Raw genomic sequence first — 933 nt, forward strand, 5'->3', positions numbered from 1 at the left:
AAGAGAGATGGTTCTGATTGATCAACATGGGAGAGGTTTGAAATGAGAAAGCTTTACAATATTCGGATTTCTCATTCAACATGTTAAATAATAAAATATAATTATAAATCAATATGTTGACCGAATAAAACTTGCTTTTGTCGTATTTTTTACTCTTTTAAATATTTTATGACAACCTGCCATTGGTAAACCTAAAATACCGCTCTAAAAACCAAGTGTTTTACGCACCGAAGAGGCCGTGTTACATCTCTAGCTATTTTGAAACAGGTGTGTATCGATAGAGAAGAAAAAATCAAAAAAATAGAGGATAGATGAGAAGATAAAGAATGTCTTTTAGAAAAAAGCCTATTTTTGTCGAAAAAATTTTACAATAAAGTCTTCTAATTCGTCACGACTGAAACTGTTGTTGTATTTATGATGCTTTCAGATGGCTTATCTCAAGAGGCGTTATCAGAATTCAAAAAATATCAAAATACCTCGTAGAGCATGCTGTTTGGAGAGATATGTTGAAAAATTCTATTCCCTAACCTTTTTACGCATTTTGTGCTCTGAAAAGAATACAACAAACCACTAAATTATTTATACTAAAAGCACGAATGGTGGGCGTGACAGGGATTGAACCTGTGACCCCTACGATGTCAACGTAGTGCTCTCCCGCTGAGCTACACGCCCATTCATCGATGTTGCATACACCATATAGAATGATAAACGTCAATGCTTAATTTCATTTTCTCTTACAACAGATGCAAATAATTTAGGAAAACATCCCTTTAAGCAGCAATAAGGATCTTTTCAACTTCATTGACGAGTTCACGTAAGTGAAACGGCTTAGAGAGAACCTTTGCATCAGGAGGGGCATCACTATTTGAATTGAGTGCAACCGCTGCAAAACCTGTAATGAACATTACGCGTAAATCAGGGTCAATCTCAGTA

At 35.3% G+C, this 933-nt stretch carries 1 protein-coding gene and 1 tRNA gene; both read right to left on the minus strand.

What is annotated here, in order from left to right; genetic code table 11:
• Nucleotides 1-597: 597 nt before the first annotated feature.
• Nucleotides 598-672: transfer RNA gene (locus tag BN338_RS03670), tRNA-Val, on the minus strand.
• Between the two features lie 98 nt (nt 673-770).
• Nucleotides 771-933: hypothetical protein (locus tag BN338_RS03675; protein WP_039759159.1), on the minus strand; the 163-nt coding region annotated here is incomplete at its 5' end.

The organism is Bartonella queenslandensis AUST/NH15 (assembly GCF_000312585.1).
Lineage (GTDB): Bacteria > Pseudomonadota > Alphaproteobacteria > Rhizobiales > Rhizobiaceae > Bartonella > Bartonella queenslandensis_A.